The sequence below is a fragment of the Myxococcus sp. RHSTA-1-4 genome, from assembly GCF_020037125.1.
GTDB lineage: Bacteria > Myxococcota > Myxococcia > Myxococcales > Myxococcaceae > Myxococcus.
In genome coordinates this window covers 25,356-45,600 of record NZ_JAIQDG010000045.1, presented here as the reverse complement: position 1 = coordinate 45,600, position 20,245 = coordinate 25,356, and the positions used below count along the sequence as shown (strand labels likewise).

Genomic DNA, 20,245 nt, shown 5'->3' with positions numbered 1-20,245 from the left:
TCCCGCGCTCACGCAACCGCTCCCCTCCCGGATGCATCCGCCCCCCCCTTCCGAGTGTGAACCAGGGCCCGCCGCCCCGTGCGTGACGACCACCGCGCGAGCGGTCGGCTGCACGGAGCGTACCCGCCAGGGCGGCCAGGAAGGGGTTGCCCGGCGCGACAGCACCAGTGCCCTCCGGGCAGAACAGTGGCAGGCAGGCGGCCGTGTCATTTCGCTCCCATGACGACGAGCCTTCCCAGGGTTGGGCAGCCTGCTACCCCCGATGGGCATTCCTCTGCCTCGCCCTCGGGGGCGGTGCGGACTCGAGAAGGTGCCGGCACGGTCCGGCATTACACCCCCACGTAGGCTGCCAGCTCCAGCCACGCATCCATCGTCAGGGAGTGACTCCCCTCCGCTCGAAGAGGATGCTCGGTTCGCCCTTGTAGGTCGTGCGGGTGACTTCCTTGAAGTCGCACCTCGCCGCTACCCGAAGCGAGGCCGTGTTCTCCGGGGCGATGATGCAGACGGTCCGTATCGCTCCGAAGCGTGCCTCGCACCAGGTGTGGGCGGCGCGGACGGCCTCCGTCGCATAACCCTTGCCATGCGCCCAGGGCGCAAGCGCCCAGCCGGCTTCAGGCACACCGGCGATAGAGGGCGTGAGATCCCGCTTGAAGTCGGCGAACCCGACCTCACCGACGAACCGCCCCGTGGCCCTCTCCCGCACCACCCAGTAGCCAAACCCCAGCAGCGCCCAGTGTCCGACGTAGCGCAGCAGGCGTGCCCAGGTCTCTTCCTCGGTGGAGGGCTTGCCGGTGATGTGGCGCGTCACCTCCGGGTCTGCCCACAGCGCGACGGAATCAGCGAAGTCGCCGAGCACATGGCCGCGCAGGACGAGGCGCTCGGTCTCGAGGGCGGGGGCGACGCTGAGGGGAGAATGCGTTCCTGGCATGGGGCTCCTGCCTTCGCTTCGAAAGGCGATGCCCGGCATTGTGCCACGCCCCCCGGGAGCGCGGCTCCACACGTCGTCCACGCTCGACGTGCTCCACTCCGGATAGCCGTACACCCAGACCCAGTCAGAGTTCGGCTGTGCTCGGCCAGGCCGTCCAGCCAGTGCCATCTCCACAGGAGGTGCCGGAGCGGGCATGGCCCCACATCTGCACGGGGTCCATCACGGCGGCGCGCGCGGGGCTGTTGCGGTCCTGCGCCGTCGTCTCACCCTCCCAGGTGGGCGCCCCTGCCCATGTTCCGGTCCCACCAGCCGTAGATGTTGGCCCAACGGAGACTCCCGTGGCACGGCGGCGTGCCACGGGGCCCGGCCCGCACCGCGCCCCTCCCATCGCCGCGTTGCGGAAGGCGGCCGGATGGGCGCGGGCTACATGAGGTTCCGAGGGTCCTGCGCCGCGTCCCAGTCCTGCGCGCCGTACGCCTGCGACGCGGCGGGGGCCTGCTCCTCCTCGTACACCGGCTCCACCTCGCGGCCGGCAACGGCCGCTCCGAAGCCGAACCTCGGGTAGATGAGACCCGCGAACAGATAGTCCGTCATGTTGATGTCCATGCCGCCCACGATGGGCTTCCCGTCGCGGGTGATGGACGCCGGGAGCTGGTAGCACATGATGGAGGTCTGGTCCGAGGGAGTGCCGAAGATGGACTGCTCATCGAGCGGCGTGAGCACCTGCTGGTCGACCGTCTCCTTGTCCCACCCATACGTCGCGAGGAAGTACGCGTAGGCCTTCTGCGGGTCGATGCGGGCCACGAGCTCGCGGCGCATGTGTTCGTGCGGGAAGCCGAGCGTGTGTCCCGCTTCGTGTCGGACGACCCGGCGGTACTCGGACTCGGGCGTGTTCATCGTGAAGCCCTCGAGGTTCATCGTCTGCCGGTTCGTCGGAATGAGCCGGATGTCCGTTCCGAGATAGGACCAGTAGCCGCCCTGGCCCCGGGAGATGCGGACATCGCCGATGCCGCTCGTCTGCACGAACGAGACTCCCCCGCTCGTCGCCCATGCGTTCAGGTGATTGACGATGCGGGCCCGCAGGTCGGTCGGCGTGGACTCCATGAAGCTGACCGTCAGCTGACGCGTCGCCGCGCCCCAGTACTTCGATGTCAGGACGGCGATGCGCATCGGGTCCTGCGGAATGCGCAGCCCCGCCGCGCCCAGCGGCGCCAGCTGCGGCGCGTTGGCCGGGTTGACCTTGCGCGCATACTCGGCCGCCCTCACCACCAGGCGGCTGGGCAGGGCCTTCAGCGTGCAGCCGCCCTGGCTCGCCGGAAGCGTCTCCACGCCTTCCTCGCGAGGGACGCCTCCCCGCTCCGAAGGCCCGCCTTCCCTCGTCACCGAATTGGCCAGCTCGGCAATCTGCCGGAGGACGTCGCGGATTCTGTCTGTCTCGGCCATGGCTTTCCCTCCTCTGCGTTGGCTCTCTCCCTCCGCTAATCTCTGACGCGCACGGGCGAGGTGCATGTGGGCCCGCGAGCCCGGCGCGACGGTCGCCCGCTCCTCTGGTCTTCCTCCCGTCGCCGGCAGGCGGGCGCCGGTCCTGCTGGGAGCCGGGCCGGTGCTGCCGCGGATGGGCCGACATTCGCGCGACGGTCGTACTTTCGGCCGAGCCGCGCCCGGATCGGGTTCGGTACTCTCCCGGACATGTGGAGTGAACTGCGTGCGCTGTGGAGCGAGCCCCGTCTCGCTGACGCGTTTGGGTACGCCGAGGGCGGGCATGTCCGAGGGAAAGTGGTCCTCGGCGTGGGAAGCTGAGTGAAACGCCGCGGCCCCCGGCATCCTCGCGGACAGGAGCTGAGCGCTACCTCGGCGTGTTGAGGATCGTCAGCCGGTGCGGCTCCGGCGTCGCCCAGTTCTGCGGGGTGTTGCCCGACATCGCGATGCCTTCGAGCGTCACGCTGCTGTCGAAGAAGTAGAGCGCCCCGCCCTCCGGTGCCTTGTTGTTGCGGAACTCGCCGTCGCGGAACGTCCAGTGGGTGCTGGCCGAGAGGTGCGCCGTGTTGACCGCCCCGCCCACGCCCTGGAACTGGGTTCGCGGACCGGTGCACTCGTTGTCGTGGAAGTTGTTCCCGGTGGCGACACCCGAGCTGGTCGGCGAGATCAGCATCAGCGCGCCGCCGAACGCGGGCGCCTTGTTGAAGCGGAACTCGTTGTGGTTCACGTTCACGTTCGCACGCGAGCCAATCCAGAGCGCGCCACCGGCGACCTCGGAGTAAGAGCCCTCTGCGCCCGCGCCGTCCTGACCGCCGACCTTGTTGCCGTACTCGAAGATGCAGTGTTCGAGGATGTCCGAACCGGCATCCGACGTCGCCGCCAGCCGCAGTCCGGCCCAGCCGGTGGTGGGATTGGCGGCGGTGAAGACGATGGGGCTCGCGGCGGTGCCCCGCGCGGTGATCCGCCCAAACACGGCGAGCTTGAAGTGCCCCATGAAGACCAGGCGGACGCCGGGCTCGAGGGTGAGCCGGTTCCCCGCCGGCACCGTCAGATCCCCGGTCACCTGGTACGGCGAGCCCGCGAGCGTCAGCGTGCGCGTCGTGAGGCTCCCGGAGAGATTCGTCCCACCGGACGTGCTCACCGTGACCGTGGTATTCGCGGTGGTGCTGCCGTGTTCGTTGGTCGCCGTGAGCGTGTACGTCGTCGTCGCTGTCGGGCTGACCTGCACCGAGCTTCCGCTCACCTCACCCACGCCGTGATCGATGGAAACGTTCTGCGCGCCGGTGACCTCCCAGGACAGCTCGGCGGACCCGCCCTGGGCGATGGCCGCGGGGGTCGCGTCGAAGCGCAGGACGCTCGGGATGTCCGATACCGGCCCCGACGAGGAGCAGGAGGTGGCGACCGCGACCGTTGCCGAGAGAGCCAGGACGAGGAGAGGCGAGCGGACCATGCGCGCCTTCTAGCTCAACGGTGGAATGCCGATAAGAGAAAGGGGGCCTCCTACGAGGGGGCGGGCTGGTGCTCCCCGCAGCGGGTGCAGAGCCGAAGGCGGAACGGAAGAAGGCGCGGACGCCGCGACTGGGTTCGAACCGTTCTCTCCGGGAAGCCGAGGTTTCAGACACCTTCAGTGCGGATTCCAACCCGCGCAGCACACCACGCAAAGTGCGGGAGAGCCGCACTGCTCGTACAGCACCGTCTGCTCCGACTTGACCCGGGCTCCATTGGGAGAATGAGGAGGGCTGATACCGGCCCACGAGGCGCTGCGCTGCTCCGCGGCAGGGAGGGGAGGTATGTTCCTGGTCCCCCTTCACAGCGAGTCTGGCCGTATGACGAAGAAGACCTCCTCCCCAAGGTCCAGCAAGGAGCAGCTCATCCAACAGCTTCAGGCCGGGAGGATCTCCCGCCGTGGTTTCCTGACCCTGCTCGGCCTGACGGCCACGACAGTGGGAAGCCAGACGCTCTTCAGCTGCTCGGAGCCCACCTCGGAATATGACTACATCATCGTGGGGGCGGGCTCGGCGGGATGCACGCTCGCCGCCAGGCTGCTGACGAGCTCCAAGGCACGCATCCTGCTGATCGAGGCGGGAGGCTCGAACGACCGCGAGGAGGTCCGCGACTTCACCCAGGCCTGGAAGCTGACGCAGCCCGGCTCCGAGGCGGATTGGGGCTACAAGTCCGTGCCCCAGCGAGAGCTGATGGACAGGCCGCAGTCCTACTCCTGCGGCAAGATGGTGGGCGGAACCAGCTCCATCAACGGCATGGTCTGGGTGCATGGCAACAAGGGCGACTTCGACGGCTGGGCCGCCGCGGGGTGCCCTGGCTGGGACTTCGAGGGTGTGCAGCCCTCCTTCCAGCGGGTGCGTGCAGCGCTCCAGCCGACCTCGGCGCTGACGGCCCGTAGTGCGCTATCCCAGGCCATGGTCCAGGCGTTCGCGAACCTTGGCCATCCGGTCAACCCGGACTACAACGGCGAGCAGCAACTCGGCGTGGGTTACACCCAGTTGAACGTGACGGAGGACGGCCGGCGCCTGGATGCCTTCTCCTCCCTCCTGGCGCCGAGTGCCGACAACCCCCGGCTGAGCATTCTCATGGGGGCCCACGTGAAGCGCATCGCCTTGCGCGGCAACAAGGCCGATGGGGTGGTCCTGGACCAGGATGGAGTGGAGCAGACGCTGAAGGCTTCGCGCGAGGTCATCGTCTGCGCGGGCACCATTCAGACGCCGCAGTTGCTGATGCTCTCGGGGATTGGCGATCCGGCGGAGCTGTCGCCCCATGGCATCCCGGTGGTGGCGGCGGTGCCGGGCGTGGGCAAGAACCTGCACGACCACCTCGTCTCGGTGGCGGTGAGGAAGCTGCGGCAGCCGGAGCCGGCATCGCATATCACCACCATGGACGTGAGCGTCTTCTTCGGGGCAGGCCCACGCCCAGGTATGCCGAAGTTCCAGGTCCAGGCGTATTACATGCGGTATGGCTGGGCTTCCTACCCCTCCGAAGCGGTGGCGTTGGGGCTCATCAACCTGCACCCGACAAGCCGAGGGAGCGTGAAGCTGCGCTCGGCGGACTTCAAAGACGCCCCGCTCATTGATCCGAACTTCCTGGGCACGCCCGAGGACATGGCCAACCAGCTCGAGGGTTACAAGGCCATCCGGCAGCTGCTCGGAGCGCCCGGGCTGCGCGACTGGCTGGAGGACGTGGAGCACACGCCAGGGCCAGACGTTTCCACGGATGCGCAGCTCCAGGAGGCGAGCCGGAAGTTCTCCGAGAGCGACTTCCATTCAGTGGGGACGTGCCGGATGGGCTCGGACGACCTGGCGGTGGTGGATCCCCTGCTCCGGGTCAAGGGTGTGCAGGGGCTGCGGCTGGCGAGCGCCGCCATCATGCCCACCGTCCCCTCGGGGAACACCAATGCGGCGTCCATGATGGTCGGCGATCGCGCTGGCAGGCTGCTCCTCGAGATCGACTGACAGCGGGGCTCGGTTGGGCCGCTCTTCCGAGCATGAGCGAGAAACGGGTGGGCTTCCTACAAGCGGCTGGTGAAGGGCGTGGAGGCACCCGGCCGAAACCCCGTGGCACCTTGCTGGCGCCACGGGGCTCTCTCTCTTCTCAGTGGATTCAGCAGGGGGCGTGACGTGTCGGCGACAAGTGGCATTAGCGCGGCTTCGCGCCCCAGGCCTCGACCATCAGGTCGATGAAGCGCCGCACCTTCGCCGGCAGGTGACGTTTGCTCGGGTAGATTGCCATGATCCGGACGTCCTCCGTCTCGCAAGACGGCAGCAGCGCCTCGAGCCGCCCACTCGCCAGGTCTTCGTCGACCAGAAAGCCGGGAAGAGCGGCGATGCCCAGTCCCGCGACGGCCGCGTCCCGGAGCGCCTCGCCACTGTCGAGACGAAGGCGGCTTCGCCCCTCCACCTTCACCCAGGAGCCGCCCTTCTGGCGCAGACGCCAGCTCTGTCGTCTCGTCCGGCTGCTGAATATCAGACAATCATGCGTCGCGAGTTCCTCCAGCGTCTCGGGTCTGCCGCGGGCCTCGAGGTAGGAGGGCGCGGCGCAGACGACCGCCCGGTGTTGAGCCACGAGCCGGGAAACCAGGCGCGTATCGGTGCTGGACGCATTGATGCGCACGGCCAGGTCGTAACCCTCCTCGATGATGTCCGCGACGCGGTCGGTGAAGCTCACCTCCGCCTGCACCTCGGGCCAGGTGCGCAGATAGTCCCGCAGCAAGGGAAGGACATGCAGCCTGCCGAATGCGTCGGGCAGGGTGAGCCGCAAGACCCCCCGGGGGGTGCCCGTGCGCTGCCCGACGCTGGCTTCCGCTTCGTCCAGGGCCGCCACGACTTGCAGGCAATGCTCATGGAAGACACGGCCCTCGTCGGTGAGACTCAGGTGGCGCGTCGTGCGATTGAGCAGGCGCACGCCGAGGCGGGATTCCAGCCGGGCCAGTGCCTTGCCAGCCGATGAGCGCGTCAGGCCGATGGCCCGGCCGCCGCCCACGAAGCTGCCCGCGTCCACGACGGACATGAAGGCGAAGATCTCATCCAGATGGGCGCGCTTCATCGATGGCTTTCGATTGTAGCTCCCGCGTCGCCGGAGAGGGGAACTCCGTTCGTCAATGGGCTCGGTATACGAGCCCGGCATTCACCCCTCAATCCGGGGGCGGCGACGTCCCCGGAACGATGCACCCGACACTGACAACTGGAGAGCACCCATGCCCGTAACCCTGCTCAACCCCGACGGAATCCCGAAGACCGACGCGTACCGATACCGACAGGTGGCGATCGCCACCGGCACCCGGCAGGTGCACATCGCAGGGCAGGTCGCGTACGACGCGAATGGCCAGCTCGTCGCGCGGGGTGATCTGGCTGGACAGGTGGCGCAGGCCTACCGCAACGTCGCCATCGCCCTTGCGGCCGCCGGGGCGACGTTCAGCGACGTCGTCCGGCTGACGTTCTACGTGGTCGACTGGAAGCGCGAGATGATATCCGACTTCCTTGCCGGCATCGAACAGGTCGCCGAGGAGCTGAAGATCGTGCCGGCGCCGGCATCGCTGATCGGGGTCTCCGTGCTCTTCGAGCCGGGCGTCCTCGTCGAGATCGAAGCCACCGCGGTAGTGGCCTGACCCACGCGGCAACCCGCGCACGAGCGCCCCACGGCCGATTGACAGTGGGGCGCTCGGTGTTCCGGACGCTCCTGTCTCCCACGGCAGGCCCACGAGACCTCCCCGCCGCTGCACGCTCCCGGCGCCCCACAGAGCCAGACCGCAAGCCCTTCTCGTCCCGGGTTGTACTGGGTGTGGCGCCCATCCTGCTCACGCGGCGCGCCCGACACGCGCGTGGAGTTGGCCCTGGATGAGGACTCGGGCGGCATCGACGTCGAGCCCTCGAAGCAGCCTCCGCTCCTGCCACATGGCGTCGAACGCGGCGAAACGACCGCTCACGATTCTCGACTTCACGAGGCCGGGCATGCAGCGTACGTACTCCGCAAGAGTCGGTGCACTTCTTCCACAGTCAGGAATACAGTGGCGCCCTTTCGCGAGAGGGGGTGAGCGGATGGGCTGCTACGTGTTGGGTTTCCAGGAGATTGACCAGACGCAGGTCGCGGTCGTTGGCGGCAAGGGCGCGCACCTGGGGGAGCTTTCGCGAATCGAAGGCATCCGCGTGCCGGCTGGCTTTTGCGTGACGACGGACGCCTTCCAGCGGCTCATGGCGGAAGCACCGTCGATGGACGATCGGCTCGATCGGCTGTCGCGCCTGAAGCCGGACGACCGGGAGGCGATCCGCGTGCTCAGCGCGGAGATCCGCCGGACCCTCGAAGGGATTGCCATCCCCGACGATCTGGCGGCGGCGATCACCCGCGCGCTCGCCCGGCTCGGCGAGCAAGCCGCCTACGCCGTCCGCTCCAGCGCGACGGCGGAGGACTTACCGACGGCCTCCTTCGCGGGCCAGCAGGACACGTACCTGAACGTCGTGGGGCCGGCGGCGATCCTCCAGCACGTCAGCCGGTGCTGGGCCTCGCTCTTCACCGAGCGGGCCGTGGCCTACCGCCTGCGGAACGGCTTCGGCCACCGGAAGGTCCACATGGCAGTGGTCGTGCAGCAGATGGTCTTCCCGCAGGCGGCCGGCATCCTGTTCACGGCCGACCCCGTCACCTCCAACCGGAAGGTCGCCTCCGTGGAGGCCAGCTTCGGCCTCGGCGAGGCCCTGGTCTCCGGCCGGGTGAACGCGGACGTCTACAAGGTACGGGACGGCGAGGTCGTCGCCAAGGCAGTCGCCACCAAGCAGCTTGCCATCCACGCCTCGCCGGCAGGCGGGACGCAGGAACAGGCGATCGAGCCGGAGCGGCAGGAGCAGCCAGCGCTGACGGATGCGCAGGTCGTGCGGCTCGCACAGTTGGGCCGGCGGATCGAAGCGCACTTCGGCCGCCCCCAGGACATCGAATGGTGCCTGGTCGACGATGGCTTCCAGATCGTCCAGAGCCGGCCGATCACCACGCTGTTCCCCATCCCCGCGGCCGGCGACCGAGAGAACCACGTCTACGTCTCCGTCGGTCATCAGCAGATGATGACCGACCCCATGAAGCCCCTGGGGCTCTCCCTGTTCCAGCTGACGGCCGGCCGGCCCATGTACGAGGCCGGCGGGAGGATGTTCGTCGACGTCACCCGGGGCCTGGCTTCGCCAGCGAGCCGCGCAGGCCTCCTGGAGGTCCTGGGGAAATCCGATCCGCTGATCAGGGACGCGCTGCAGACCCTCCTCGAACGCGGCGACTTCATCCGGTCGCTCCCGGACGAGGGGCCCGGCGGGGCGCCGGCTGGCGGCCCGCCAGCTCCGATCGAGACCGATCCGGCCATCGTCGCCGAGCTGATCGGGCGCAGCCAGGCCTCCATCGCCGCCTTGAAGCGCGACATCCGGACGAAGTCCGGGTCGGCGCTGCTCGACTTCATCCTGGCGGACATCCAGGAGCTGAAGCGGAGCTTGTTCGATCCGCGGAGCCTTCAGGTGATCATGGCGGCGGTGGAGGCCACCTGGTGGCTCAACGAGCAGCTGCGGGCGTGGCTGGGCGAGAAGAACGCGGCCGACACGCTCACGCAGTCCGTCCCCCACAACGTCACGTCGGAGATGGGGCTGGCGCTCCTGGACGTCGCGGACGTGATCCGCCCGCATCCGGACGTGGTGGCTTTTCTGCAGCACGTCGAGGACGAGGGCTTCCTGGACGAGCTGGCCAGGCTCGCGGGCGGGCGGGAAGCGCGAGACGCCATCCGGGCCTGGCTCGACAAGTACGGCATGCGCTGCGTCGGCGAGATCGACATCACGAAGCCGCGCTGGAGCGAACGCCCCACCACGCTCGTGCCCATGCTCCTCGGCAACATCAAGAACTTCGAGCCGGGCGCCGGCGAGCGGCGCTTCGAGCAAGGGCGGCAGGAGGCCCGGAAGAAGGAACAGGCGCTGCTGGAGCGCTTGCGGGCCTTGCCGGACGGGGAGCGGAAGGCCGAAGAGGCCAGGCGGAGGATCGACCGGGTCCGGACCTTCATCGGGTACCGGGAGTATCCGAAGTACGGCATGGTCAGCCGCTACTTCGTTTACAAGCAGGCCTTGTTGGAAGAAGCCGAGCGCCTCGTGCAGGCCCACGTGCTTCGTGAGAAGGAAGACATCTTCTATCTCACGTTCCAGGAGCTCCACGACGTCGTGCGCACGAACCAGGTGGATGACCCGCTCATCCGCCAGCGCAAGGACGCGTTCAGGTCGTATCAAGCGCTCACGCCGCCCCGGGTGCTCACGTCGGATGGCGAGGTCATCGCTGGGGCGTACCGACGCGACGATTCGCCGGCCGGCGCGCTGGTCGGCCTACCGGTTTCCGCCGGGACCGTCGAGGGACGGGCCCGCGTCATCCTGGACATGGCGGAGGCCGAACTCGAAGCGGGCGACATCCTGGTCACCGCCTACACGGACCCCAGCTGGACGCCCCTGTTCGTCGCGATCAAGGGCCTCGTGACGGAGGTGGGGGGCCTGATGACCCATGGCGCGGTCATCGCACGGGAGTACGGCTTGCCGGCAGTCGTGGGGGTGGAGCACGCCACCCGGCTGATCCGGGATGGGCAGCGGATCCGCGTGCATGGAACGGACGGGTACGTCGAGCTCCTGCCCTAAGGAGGTCAATCCAGGCTTGCACGGCGCCGTCGCCCTCGGCCCTTGCGAGCCCTGCCGGCGCTACGGGGCCCAGCCGGGCAGCTCCGATGCCTGCCGAATCCAACTCGCCACGAGCTCCTCGTCGAGCGTGTCGTCCTCGTGGATGTCGAGGTAGCGCGTGTCCTTTTGCTTGGACTCGCCGGGGGGGACAGGACGCAGCGACGTGCCGTGGAAGAAAGTCACCTTGACGTACTTCGCAAAGCAATGGAAGGCGAGGAACCAGCCCTGGCCCTCGACTCCGTAGAAGGGCGAGTTCCATTTGACCGCCTTGCTCACGCCGGGGACGGTGCGCACGATGAGCGCGTCGAGACGGCGCCCGACGTCGCTCTTCCAGCCCGGCATGGCCGCGATGTAGGCCTGCACGGGGGCATCCCCGTCGGCCTTCGCGATTTGAGGGTTGCCGCCCGCGAGGAGGGTCGGCTTCGCGGCGCTCTTCGCTGACTTCTTGGACGTCTTGCCGGTCATTGTGTTCACTCCAGGACCACGGGGACTTCGACCTCGAAGGGCACGTTGAGAGGCAGCTCGGCCCTGCCGATGGAGGTGCGTACGTGCTTTCCCTTGTCGCCGAAGGCGAGGACGAAGAGTTCGGAGGCGTCGTTGGCGGCGAGGTGGATGTTGGTGAAGCCGATTTCTGGGCCGGTATCTCGGTTCATGTCAACCGAGACAAGCGAGTGCCTTGCCGGGAGGGCGGAGACTTCCCATCCGCCGGCGCGTCCGCCGCTGCGCCACCTGGTTGCATATCCGCCTGGGGGGACGGTCAGACCAGCACCGGCTCATCCTTCGGCGGCGAGTAGACGACGTTGCCCTTCGCCGAGTCCTCCTGCACCAGCGTGTAGTTGATGCTCTGGTACTCGTCCAAGTCGAGGTCGTGGAGGAAGCGCCGCCAGTCGTCGGGCGCCATCGTCTGGCAGCCGGCGCTGCGCGGGTCGTCCTCCCTTCCCATGTGCCAGAGGATCTCCTGGCCATCCTTGCCGCGCACCTTCTCGTCGAAGTCCCCGTCGTGGTCGATGTCGTACTCGGCCTGCCACTTCGCCTTGTCGGGCGCGCCGAGAATCTCGTGCGTGCCCTCGTTGTCGAACGGCCCCCGCTTGAAGAAGCCGCCAATCATGCGGCCGGTGGAATGGCGCATGTGGTACGTGTACGAGCCCGCCGGCAGGCGTCCGAGGTCCTTCTTGTCGTCTCCGCCGATGGCCTCGCCGTAGCCCTCGTCCAGCATCTTCGAGCCCGGCCCGGTGCAGGTGTCGTACGTCGTGCAGTGCTTCTGCCCATGCTTGTCGACCCAGAGCAGCACGGCCTTGTCGTCGTAGGCCCCCTTGCCGTCGTTGGCCTTCGTGCTGGTGTCGTGGCGGATGGCGAGCACGAGCAGGTTGCGCGGCAGCAACGCCGGCCAGAAGAGAGGCAACGCAGCGGGTGCCGCGAGCGCTCCCGGCCCCGAGAACCGGCCCGCGAGCCGCTCCCCGAGTCGCCGCAGCCACCCCACTGAACGGGGCCACTCGGCGAGGCCCTCGAGCCACTGGGGAGGAATGGTCCCCGCGCCCGTCGTCGTGCCAGCCAGCGCCCCGCTGCTCGACGAGGCGCCGCGTGGAGCGGCCAGGAGACAGCGGCGCGGCGTCAGACGCGGCGCCACCGGCTGGATTGGTACAGGGCCTGGTCGGGCAGGATGATGTCGAGCTCGTCGGCCCGGTGCTCGAAGACGACCGCCTGCTCGCGTGCGCGGGCGAGGGCCGCCGGCCACTCGAACCACAGCGCATCCCCGGGGAAGGAGAGGTGGACACGCCAGGTGGAGCCCGCGATGAAATAGGGGTCGGAGCCCGACACCTCCACCCGGCCGTGGGGATGGAGGGTCCATACCTGCTCGGGTTCGGGCCGCGTTGGAGTCCGCCCATCGAGGTAGAGCGCCTCGCAGCGCCAGCTCCCGGGCAGCCAGTCGGGCCGATAGGCCTTGGGCGCCGGACAGGGCTGGAGCCCCGAATCAGTCGATAGATACATGTTGACGCGATCGAGCGGGGTAACGGGGACGCCATCGACCAGCCTCCCGGGGCATGCGTCCCAGCGCTCCTCCCACCAGGCCAGGCCGAAGCCGGGCGGCATGGGATTTCGCTTGTACCTCCAGGAGATCTGGCTCGCGTCGACGCGAAAGAGAGAGTTCTGCGCCACGACGCGACGCTCGTCGGCGGCGAATCGCCGCCACTCGTCATACAGGCGCCGCACCTCTCCTCTCGGCAGCCCCTCGGCCTCGAAATACCGGCGGAGGTTCTCCTCGAACGCCTCCTCGCTCACCTCCAGACTCATGGACGGACTCACCTCCGCAGCGCCTCGAACTGCTCGAGGACCTTGTACACCTCCATGAGGTCCACAGCCCGGACGCGCCGCAAGAAGAGTATGCTCCTCCGCCAGCGCTCCGGTGGCCGCGCCCCGCCAGGCCGTCAGCTGCGCCTCGTGTAATCCCTCACGCCGCGGCAGCGCGTCCAGCACCTCGCGACGGGACGGGGCCGCCCGTCACGTCCAGTTGACGAACTCGATGTTGTCGATGTCGTCCACGGTGACGCCGATGGAGGAGCACGCCACCGGCTCGAACGTGTCGAACCCTCCGCTCGGCGGAGCCTGGACACCCTTCCCGCAGGAGTCGCCGAGCGGGAAGGTCGCCGCCCAGTCGCGCGTGGTGACCTGCTCCTTCGCCTTGCAGGTGAGCAGGAGCAGGGAGGCGACAGCGGCGCGACCGACAGGGAATGGGGGCATTCGGGGACCTCCGGGGGCGTGACGGCGGGTTGATAGCGAATGGCGGTGGTAGGCGTTCACCACGGCCTACCCGGGTTCAGGGACATCCGCGGGCCCGCGAGCGGTGAGCGCCTGTGCGCAGGGAACGAACGTTTGGCGCGCGGCCCTGGAGCACTCCGGGTGTGAAAAAGAGGAGTCCCTCCTCGTGCCGTCCTGCGATGCTGGGAGTATGGAACGCTTCGTCGAGGTCGCCGAGGGAGTCTCGCTCTGGGTCGAGTCACGGGGGCCGGAGGATGCGCCCGCCATTCTGCTCATCATGGGCTCCACCGTCTCGGGCCTCGTCTGGCCCGACGAGCTCGTGGAGGTCCTGGCCCGCAAGCACCGGGTCATCCGCTACGACCACCGGGACACCGGAGCGTCCACCTGGGCTTTCGACACGGTCCCCTACTCCGCTACCCGGATGGCCGAGGACGCACTGGCCATCCTCGATGCGCTCGGCATCGAGCGCGCGCACGTCGTGGGCCTGTCGTTGGGAGGCTATCTGGTGCAGTGGCTCCTGGTCGCGCATCCCCAGCGGCTGCTCAGCGCGACGGTCATCGGGGCGCCCGCCCTCGAAGGCGCCCCCGCCCGCGCCAACGCGACGGCGCGAGCCCCCATCGACCCCGGCCTGTACGAGTTCTGGCGCCACATGTTCGAGCCGCGTGAGCGCGAGGCGCAGATTGAATGGCGGGTCGAGAACTGGCGCAGGCTCAACGGCAAGGCGATTCCCTTCGATGCCGAGGAGTTCCGTGCGCTCGAGCGGCGCATCATCGCCCACGCCGGCCGCCACGACACCTCGACTGCCCATGCGCGCGCCGACCCCTCCGGACTGGCGCGTGGGGCGGAGCTCGCTCACGTCACCGTGCCCACGCTCGTCATCGCCACCCCGGAGGACCCCACCAATCCCGAGTCCAACTCGCGGTTCCTGGCGGAGACCCTGCCGCGCTCGGCGCTGGTGACCCTCAACGGGATGGGGCACGCGATTCCACGTGCCGTCGTGCCCCCGCTCGCGGCGGCGCTCCTGAGCCACATCGAAACCGCGGACCGTCGTTGAGCATGTAGCTGTCACACAGGCCGCGCGGCCATAGGACATTCCTGGAAACGCCACAGCTTGAGTTGCAGATGGCTCCCCGGAACAGGAGCATGGCCGGTCCCACACGCCCACCAGGGGCTCAGGGACGTCCCCCCCCAGCCGGCCGCCGAGGCGCTCCCAAGCGTGGGCCAGGCCGAAGCCACAAGAGGCGAGCCCACCGCCGTGAAGAGCGGCTTCGGCACGCTGGGCCGGCTGGTGCTGAGCGAGGTGCCGCGCCTGGACTTCTGCGTGCTGCCGCCCGCCGAGGCGGCACGGCCCCTGTGGCGGCCCTTCACGGCGGGCGCGGTGGGCGCGCTGCTGCTCGACCTGTCAGAGCCCGCGGTGCGGCTGGCGCACTACCTGTCCTGGGTGGTGCGCATGCCCGTGGTGGTGGGCGCGGAGGTGCCCGCGCCACTGCAAGGGGCCCCCGCGGGCGCGGTGGGCGTGAATGACGACCTGTCCGAGGCGCTGCGTGCGCTGCTCGTCCAGGCCCTCAACCCCGCGCCCACGCTGCCCGGCGTGACGCAGGCGCAGCGGCTCACCGCGTCCGCGGTGTCGCGGCGCTCACCAGTAGCGGCGCGGAGCCGGCGCGGGCGGAGGCGCGGCCGCGGGCAGGGGCTCGAGCATGCCGAGCTTCAACAGCCGCTCGATGGCCGCCTTCACTTCCTTCGCCGGGGTGCCGCAGCCCTCGAGGTTGCGCGCCGTCTCCGCGACGGTGCGCTCACCCGAGGCGAACTCTCCGAGGAAGAGCCCGTCGTCGGCGGCCAGCCCGAGCGAGGCGCCCCACGTCGCACGGGCCGCGTCGAACTGGCTGCGGCCGGTGCCGCTCTTCGCCGCTTCAATCATCGCCGCATACGACGCCGTGGCCTCCGCGCCCTTCGGCGAGAGGCGGAACTTCTGTGCGCGTCCGTAACGGACCTTCTCTGTCTCTTCACTCATACGGCGACCTCGGTGGCAGGTGCTCTCATCCGCTCGAGCCCTCGCACGGGCTCGTCCATGCAGCACCCGCGCAAGGGGACTCCCCGAACGAGAATCCCCGCGCGGTCCTCGCCTGCCGGGTGCCGAGGTCCTTCGTAACACATCAGGCGGCGCGGCTGTTCCGGAGGACGCTCAGACGTCGCCGCTCCAGGTGCCGGTCAGGCGGATGTCGCTCTTGCCCGCCTCGCTGCACGTGGCGTTGAACGTGACGCTCCAGGACGGCACCTCCGAGTTCCAGGTGACGGTGCCCGTCCATGCTCTGCACGAGCGGGCGCTCTGGAACGGGTCGAGGCTCAGCGACACGCGTGAGTCCGGCAGGGTGAAGACCTGGCCTGGACTGGTCAGGGGCCGCTTCATCTGCAGGGTGAGGTAGGTGAGACCGGAGCCGCAGTACAGGGCACTCCCGCTGCGGAACAGCGTCACCGAGAAGTCGACGCCGCTCAAGCAATCGGCTGGGGCATTGCAGAGGAACGCCTCCGGCGAATAGCCGGCGTAGTACGCGCCCGAGCTGGACGGGTTCGTGAAGCTCCACTGGCACACCGCCTTCGTGGGCCGGCAGCAGGCGGCCTCTCCGGGCGAGCAGTGGTCGCTGAAGCAGCCGGTGGGATTCGTCGCCGAGCCGCCCGCGCACTTCGCGCTGCGAATCGCATCGGCGCCGGACTTCGTGCAGGCCCAGAGCGAGTTGCCCTCGCAGAAGAGCTCCCCTGGCGTGCAGATGGGCGCGCCGAGCGAGCCCGGGTCTCCCTTGGGGCCCTGCGGTCCGGCGGGGCCTTGAGGCCCTTGCGGCCCTTCGGGGCCTTGCGGTCCTCCCGCGGGGCCCGGTTCGCCTTGAACGCCTTGAGGACCTTGTGGACCTCGAGGCCCGGCTGGGCCCTCCGAGGAACAGGCGGCGAGGGCACAGCAGGACAGCAGCACGAAGATGGAACACAGGTGGCGTGACATCGCGGCTCCGATTTGGGGGCGGGACCGTACCCGCGCCTCACAGGAGCTGCAATTGCACTGCGATTAGAAGACCACGGTCCACCCGGGGCGGGCCTGGGCCTTCCCGTACAGTGGGCGCGCCGGGCCTCGCCGTCAGGGCATGGAGAGGAAGCTCTCCAGCACCTGCTTGCGGTGGGGGAGGAACACGTCCGTGAGCGCCGGGGAGATGCGGAAGCGCTGGCCATCCGGGCCGCTCTCGGGGCTCTGCTCCGAGACGTGCACGAAGGTCAGCGAGCGGGGCCACACCATCCCATTGCCCAGGTCGTCATTGCCCGGCGTGCCGTCCGGGTTGGGCTTGCTGTGCTCATGGCAGCCCGCGCAGGACTGCGTCAGGGCGCGACGGACGATGTGGTCCGGCGTCAGCGTGCTCCCCAGGGCCGTCAACTGGGCCTGGAGGTTGGAGCGCAGCGTGGAGGGGGCGGTGGTGAAGCGGGCGGAGTAGTTGTCCTCCGAGCCCTGAGACACGCTCTGGCCGCTGTTGAAGCGGTCCTCGACCTGCATGGAGAAGCGGTTGATGTCGGCGTTGGCCAGCGCCGCCACCTGGGCGGGGAAGCTCACGCTCTGGAAGTCCGCCGCCTGCGGATGGGTGGAGGTGGGGCTGAACAGCACGCCACCGGGGTTGGTCTTCGCAGTCACCGGGACGAAGCGCAGCGCGCACGTGCCGGTGGAGCAGTCCTTGCGCAGCTTGAACTCGCGCATCGTCCAGGGGAACAGCGGGCGTGCGGCCTTCGGCGGCTGAATGAACTGGTTGGTGCGCACCTGGCCGGTGAGCACGCCGCTGGTGCGGTTGCCGTAGTTGTCCAGGTGCACCACGGGCATGAAGCCGGGCAGGCCGGTGAAGTAGAAGTCGCGCAGCTTCTGGCCACGCACGGTGGCGCTGGACTCCAGGGACAGGTCCGCCCAGAACTGCGCCACCGGGCGGCACCCGGCGAGGCCCAGCTCGGGCTGAGGGTTGGGCAGCACCGCCTCGAAGATGAGGGTGCCGCGGCGGAACTCCTCGGTCTGGCCCTCGCGGCGGGCGAAGAGGATGCGGTACTCGCCGCAGTCGCTGCCGTCCTGGGAGGCCAGGTCGAACCGGTTGAACACGCCAATGGGGATGTACGCGCCCGCGTTCGACGGCTTGGTGGAGAACGGGTCCTCCGAAATCTGGGTCCCTTCCTCGCGCGGGCAGGAATAGGAGAAGCCGTTCAGGCCGGTGGTGCCGTCGGGCAGCAGCTCGTCGTCACAGTGCGCGCCCAGCCCGAGCCCCGGCCCCGGGTTGGCCGTGTCCCACCACTGCCGGTAGAGCTGCAGCGAGGTCAGGCCGGAGACACCCGCCTGCGCCACGAGCTGGTTCATGACGGACTGGAAGCTGAAGTTCTGGAGGATGACCTGGTCCGTCACCGCGAGCGAGCGGCGCGGGTCCACCGTGACGGTCTGCTGACGAGGGCCGGACGGCAGCGGCAGCAGGCCGATACCCCGGCGCTCCGGGTGGAGCTGCTGCACGGGCGCCTCGGGCTGCGCGGGGGCGGGCGTTTCCGAGGGCTCGGGCGCGGTGCCACAGGCCACGGCGGAGAGCGTGGAGACCAGGAGCAGGGACGGGGAAGAAAACCAACGTGGCAACATCGGAGGGCTCCTCTTCGAGATGAGAGTCACTCTCTGTACGAAGGCAGGCGGACCAACTGGCTATGACTCCGCTCGTCCCTGCTCGCTCAGTGTCAGCCCCGCCGTACCTGGGTAACCCCCAGGACCTGCAGGACTCTTCAGCGCCCTGAATCAGTACGGGTTGAGCGCGGCGTTCGGGGGGAAGGACGCGAACGTGCCGTTGGACACCGACGCCACCACGCGCTGGGTGTCATAGCGGTACAGGTAGAAGTCGTCGCGCCCGTCGTTGTTGTAGTCGAAGATGACGGCCTTGTCCTGGTGCTGGGCGAAGTCGAAGGGATAGGGCGGCGCGAAGCCGTGGCCGCTGTGGACGGTGGTGAAGCTGCCGCTGCCGTTGCTCTTCAGGACGTAGGCGGCGAGCGCACCCGGCCGGAACAGGAACAGGTCATCCTTGTTGTCGGCGTCGTAGTCGAGCGCCAGGGCCTGGTCCCGGAAGTCAAACAGGTCATAACCGCCGATGCCCCAGGCGCCCATGTACGCGGCGGAGAAGCCGGTGCTGGTGCTCTTCGCTATGCGGGCCAGGCTCCCGCCCGGGCGGTACATGAAGATGTCGTCGAGGTTATCGCCGTCGTGCTCGAACGCGAGGGCGCGGTCCCTCGGGTCGGAGAAGTCGAAGCCCGCGAAGTTGGTGGTGGAGACCACGCTGGTGAAGACGTCGCCGGGGTCGCTGCGCACGACGTTGGCCAGGCGGCCGCCCGGCCGGTAGAAGAAGAGGTCGTCGCGCCCGTCGTTGTTGTAGTCGAAGGCCAGGGCCTGGTCCCTCACGTCCGCCAGGTCGAACGTCCCGATGCCCGCGAAGCTGGCGAACGCGTTGGAGAAGGTGCCGTCGCCGTTGCTCCGCGCCACCCAGGCGACGCGGTTGCCCGGACGGTAGAAGAACAGGTCGTCGAACCCGTCCGCGTTGTAGTCGAACGCCAGGGCCCGGTCCTGCGGCTCGCCGAAGTCGAAGCCCGCGAAGCTGTAGGCCGCCATGGTGGTGGTGAACGTCCGGTCCGCGTTGCTGCGCACCGCGAAAGCGGGGCCGCCGCCCGGGCGGTAGAAGAGGAAGTCGTCGCGCTGGTCGTTGTTGAAGTCCAGCACCACCACGCGGTCGGCCATGGACCAGAAGTCGAAGCCCGCGCCGAAGATGCTCGTCGAGCGCAGCCACCCGCCCCAACCGTCCGACCAGCCCACCCAGGCCTGGTTGCTGCCGGGCCGGTAGATGAGCAGGTCCTCGAAGCCGTTGCCGTCGAAGTCCCCCGCCACCGTCTGCGGGCCCCGGCTGTACTTGGAAGCCGCGCCCCACCCGTCCCAGCCGCTGAGGCGGTACGGGCCCGGGTTGGTGCTGCCCGCGCAGTATTCGGTGGTGTAGTGCATTGCCGAGCCCGAGTCGTACGGTGTCAGCTCCCGCCAGTCGGACGACTCGTTGCAGTCGCCGCTGCTCTGGGGGATGCGGATGTGCTCGTGCCGGAAGCCCAGCACGTGGCCCAGCTCATGGGTCAGCATGCCCGCCATATCCGCCATGGGCATGTTGACGTAGGCCGGATGGATGAGGAGTTCCCGGCTGGAGCGTGCGTAACCGGGCAAGAAGGCGCGTGCCTTGTAGGGGGCATTATCGGGCCCGGTCCGCACGTCGAACAGGACGCCGGTGTTCGTGCTGGTGCAGTTGGTGTCGTGGTCCGAGCTGTGGATGAACGAGACGTGGGCCACGTTCTCCCAGGCGACGGCGGCGCGGTTCATCGCCTCGGAGATCTTGGCGTGGTTGCCGCCAAAGGCTCCCTTGCTCACGCAGTAGGTGAGGTCGAGCGCCTGCTGGGAGTTCCACGCGGCGTCTATTCCGTTGCGCGTGTGGAGGAGCAGCGCACCGGGCTGGACGTTCCGCGAATAGTACTCGCGCAGCGCCTCCTCGCCGATGACGGGCAGGTCTCCCTCGACGATGTAGATGCCGGTGTCCGGCTCCTGGTACGTCCGGGCCTTGAACTCCTCGAAGGTCAGCCCCGTCGAGAGGGTGTCCTGCTCCTTGACGCCCGTGGAGGTGTCCGAGCCACCGCACCCCACGAGCAAGAGCCCCCCAAGCACGAATCCATGCAAACGCATTGCGCTTCTCTCCGTGTCAGCGGGAGCCCCTGCATCCCGCCGCTTTGTCAGCAGCATGGATACGTGGAGAGCGGCGATTCCTGGTTACTCGGCTCGCGCTTTCCTATCTGGACTCGCTCACGCTGACACGCGAGGGCCGGGCCGCCGTCC

19 protein-coding genes are annotated in these 20,245 nt (G+C 68.8%); 5 read left to right on the top strand and 14 right to left on the bottom strand.

Going from position 1 to position 20,245, the window contains the following annotated elements; genetic code table 11:
- Positions 1-373: 373 nt before the first annotated feature.
- From K8638_RS39390 to K8638_RS39380, 3 genes are all read right to left on the bottom strand, one after another.
- Positions 374-928, bottom strand: a complete 555-nt coding sequence (locus K8638_RS39390) for a GNAT family N-acetyltransferase (protein WP_223759900.1) — start codon at positions 926-928, stop codon at positions 374-376.
- A 423-nt stretch (positions 929-1,351) separates the two neighbouring features.
- Positions 1,352-2,371, bottom strand: coding sequence for a M12 family metallopeptidase (locus K8638_RS39385; RefSeq protein WP_223759899.1), 1,020 nt, complete (start codon positions 2,369-2,371; stop codon positions 1,352-1,354).
- A gap of 403 nt (positions 2,372-2,774) precedes the next feature.
- Positions 2,775-3,857 carry a hypothetical protein gene (locus K8638_RS39380; protein ID WP_223759898.1) on the bottom strand — a complete coding sequence of 361 codons (1,083 nt, stop codon included), beginning with the start codon at positions 3,855-3,857 and terminating at the stop codon, positions 2,775-2,777.
- Positions 3,858-4,233: 376 nt separating this feature from the next.
- On the opposite strand from K8638_RS39380, the gene K8638_RS39375 reads away from it, so the two are divergent.
- On the top strand, positions 4,234-5,871 hold the full coding sequence (locus tag K8638_RS39375; RefSeq protein WP_223759897.1) for a GMC family oxidoreductase: 1,638 nt from the start codon (positions 4,234-4,236) through the stop codon (positions 5,869-5,871).
- Positions 5,872-6,055: 184 nt separating this feature from the next.
- Here the strand turns inward: K8638_RS39375 and K8638_RS39370 are convergent, their stop codons facing one another.
- Entirely contained in the window at positions 6,056-6,961 is a 906-nt protein-coding gene (locus tag K8638_RS39370; protein ID WP_223759896.1) for a LysR family transcriptional regulator, read from the bottom strand.
- A gap of 151 nt (positions 6,962-7,112) precedes the next feature.
- Here K8638_RS39370 and K8638_RS39365 point away from each other — a divergent pair, with 151 nt between their 5' ends.
- Positions 7,113-7,523 (top strand): RidA family protein, encoded by a 411-nt coding sequence (locus K8638_RS39365; RefSeq protein ID WP_223759895.1) that lies wholly within the window; start codon positions 7,113-7,115, stop codon positions 7,521-7,523.
- 189 nt (positions 7,524-7,712) lie between these two features.
- Here K8638_RS39365 and K8638_RS44730 read toward each other — a convergent pair whose 3' ends face one another.
- A complete protein-coding gene (locus K8638_RS44730) occupies positions 7,713-7,841 on the bottom strand; it encodes a hypothetical protein (protein ID WP_255663120.1) in 129 nt (42 codons plus the stop codon).
- Between the two features lie 112 nt (positions 7,842-7,953).
- On the opposite strand from K8638_RS44730, the gene rph reads away from it, so the two are divergent.
- Positions 7,954-10,548 carry a rifamycin-inactivating phosphotransferase gene (gene rph, locus K8638_RS39360; RefSeq protein WP_223759894.1) on the top strand — a complete coding sequence of 865 codons (2,595 nt, stop codon included), beginning with the start codon at positions 7,954-7,956 and terminating at the stop codon, positions 10,546-10,548.
- 60 nt (positions 10,549-10,608) lie between these two features.
- On the opposite strand, the gene K8638_RS39355 is transcribed toward rph, so the two are convergent.
- The 5 genes from K8638_RS39355 to K8638_RS39335 all read right to left on the bottom strand — a co-directional run bounded on the left by K8638_RS39355 (position 10,609) and on the right by K8638_RS39335 (position 13,326).
- A complete protein-coding gene (locus K8638_RS39355; RefSeq protein WP_223759893.1) occupies positions 10,609-11,052 on the bottom strand; it encodes a DUF1801 domain-containing protein in 444 nt (147 codons plus the stop codon).
- A 5-nt stretch (positions 11,053-11,057) separates the two neighbouring features.
- The gene (locus tag K8638_RS39350) at positions 11,058-11,240 is read right to left on the bottom strand and encodes a hypothetical protein (RefSeq protein WP_223759892.1); all 183 of its coding nucleotides are present in this window, start codon (positions 11,238-11,240) and stop codon (positions 11,058-11,060) included.
- A gap of 104 nt (positions 11,241-11,344) precedes the next feature.
- Positions 11,345-11,989: a hypothetical protein gene (locus K8638_RS39345; protein ID WP_223759891.1), complete on the bottom strand. Its 645-nt coding sequence runs from the start codon at positions 11,987-11,989 to the stop codon at positions 11,345-11,347.
- A 209-nt stretch (positions 11,990-12,198) separates the two neighbouring features.
- Positions 12,199-12,879 carry a hypothetical protein gene (locus K8638_RS39340; protein WP_223759890.1) on the bottom strand — a complete coding sequence of 227 codons (681 nt, stop codon included), beginning with the start codon at positions 12,877-12,879 and terminating at the stop codon, positions 12,199-12,201.
- Positions 12,880-13,086: 207 nt separating this feature from the next.
- On the bottom strand, positions 13,087-13,326 hold the full coding sequence (locus K8638_RS39335) for a hypothetical protein (RefSeq protein ID WP_223759889.1): 240 nt from the start codon (positions 13,324-13,326) through the stop codon (positions 13,087-13,089).
- A 208-nt stretch (positions 13,327-13,534) separates the two neighbouring features.
- Between K8638_RS39335 and K8638_RS39330 the strand changes: the two genes are divergently transcribed.
- Positions 13,535-14,398, top strand: coding sequence for an alpha/beta fold hydrolase (locus tag K8638_RS39330; protein WP_223759888.1), 864 nt, complete (start codon positions 13,535-13,537; stop codon positions 14,396-14,398).
- A gap of 582 nt (positions 14,399-14,980) precedes the next feature.
- Here K8638_RS39330 and K8638_RS39325 read toward each other — a convergent pair.
- Positions 14,981-15,355, bottom strand: coding sequence for a hypothetical protein (locus K8638_RS39325; protein ID WP_223759887.1), 375 nt, complete (start codon positions 15,353-15,355; stop codon positions 14,981-14,983).
- Between the two features lie 171 nt (positions 15,356-15,526).
- Entirely contained in the window at positions 15,527-15,838 is a 312-nt protein-coding gene (locus tag K8638_RS39320; RefSeq protein ID WP_223759886.1) for a hypothetical protein, read from the bottom strand.
- Positions 15,839-15,914: 76 nt separating this feature from the next.
- Here K8638_RS39320 and K8638_RS39315 point away from each other — a divergent pair, with 76 nt between their 5' ends.
- Positions 15,915-16,169 (top strand): hypothetical protein, encoded by a 255-nt coding sequence (locus tag K8638_RS39315; RefSeq protein WP_223759885.1) that lies wholly within the window; start codon positions 15,915-15,917, stop codon positions 16,167-16,169.
- Between the two features lie 299 nt (positions 16,170-16,468).
- On the opposite strand, the gene K8638_RS39310 is transcribed toward K8638_RS39315, so the two are convergent.
- Together K8638_RS39310 and K8638_RS39305 are read right to left on the bottom strand one after the other, a co-directional pair.
- Positions 16,469-17,980, bottom strand: coding sequence for a hypothetical protein (locus tag K8638_RS39310; protein ID WP_223759884.1), 1,512 nt, complete (start codon positions 17,978-17,980; stop codon positions 16,469-16,471).
- Positions 17,981-18,130: 150 nt separating this feature from the next.
- On the bottom strand, positions 18,131-20,095 hold the full coding sequence (locus K8638_RS39305) for an FG-GAP-like repeat-containing protein (RefSeq protein ID WP_223759883.1): 1,965 nt from the start codon (positions 20,093-20,095) through the stop codon (positions 18,131-18,133).
- Between the last annotated feature and the right edge of the window lie 150 nt (positions 20,096-20,245).